Source organism: Chryseobacterium sp. X308 (assembly GCF_020733145.1).
GTDB lineage: Bacteria > Bacteroidota > Bacteroidia > Flavobacteriales > Weeksellaceae > Chryseobacterium > Chryseobacterium cupriresistens.
In genome coordinates, this window is sequence record NZ_JAJFZH010000059.1 from 1 (window position 1) to 1,033 (window position 1,033).

Genomic DNA, 1,033 nt, shown 5'->3' on the forward strand with positions numbered 1-1,033 from the left:
ATATACCACACATTGCATAATTAAAAATATTTTAATTATTTTTACTTTAACAACAAATTTTTAATTAAAACTATATGAAAAACCTAAAAAAACTACAAAAGAACCAATTAAAGAACATTTCAGGTGGAACTAATCTTCCGGAAACAGATTTCTGTATGTATTACTGCAACGGAACCATTGTTTGTGCAACCTGCAGCGATGATTTCAAATGCCCGGATACGAACAGTGATATGTAAGATAAAAATTCAAAATGTCATCAATAAGAACCGTTTCTGCAGAGAAGCGGTTTTTTATTTCTTTTGGATTAAAATAAAGCAGATTTCAGCCACTCTGAAATATTTACCAGAACAATCCATTTTTTTGTTTTTGATAAGTTGTTTATGTGCCTAAAAACAGTGTCTGATATTATTCTTTAAATAGTACAGCATACACACAACTTCTTTTTCAATTATGCCATCATTATTCCATTTGCACACTTTCAATGGTGCCATAAACATAACCTTCCAATTGACCTATTGCTTCCAATCGCGTCCAGTTCTTTCATTTGTGCCGCTTCTTTCTGTGTCATTCCGCAGGAATCCAGCCTCCTTTATTAGAGTCATAAGAGTTCAAAAAAGCAAAAGTAATACTGCTGAGTTGTTTGATAATACTTTGTTGAGACTCCTGCGGAGTGACAAATAGTTGGGATAAACGATACTAGTGAAAGCAAAGAATGAACAGCTGTAAGAATGAATAATTTTAGGCTAAACCGGGGTAATGATCTTCAACAGTGTCATAAACATCCCTTTCCAATTGTGCAATGATTCAGCTGGCGTCTTTCTATTTCACTTGTACCGCCCACTGTGTCATTCCGTAGGAATCCAGCCTCCTTTATTAGAGGTCTTTATAATTCCTTTAATTCAGACGATTTGATACTGTAAAATTGTTTGATGATAATTAAGACATATAGATTGCAGAGACTCCTGCGGAGTGACAGATGGGTGGATAAACGATAGTAGTGAAAGCAAAGAATGATCAGCCGTAAGAATGAATA

At 34.4% G+C, this 1,033-nt stretch carries 1 protein-coding gene; it reads left to right on the plus strand.

Annotation, left to right across the window (positions count from 1 at the left end):
- Positions 1–74: 74 nt before the first annotated feature.
- The gene (locus tag LIV57_RS22840; protein ID WP_227944448.1) at positions 75–236 is read left to right on the plus strand and encodes a bacteriocin-like protein; all 162 of its coding nucleotides are present in this window, start codon (positions 75–77) and stop codon (positions 234–236) included.
- The last annotated feature ends 797 nt before the right edge of the window (positions 237–1,033 follow it).

Coding starts and splice junctions, on each gene's coding strand:
- LIV57_RS22840 (WP_227944448.1), top strand. CDS start 75: ATGAAAAACCTAAAAAAACTACAAAAGAACCAATTAAAGAACATTTCA.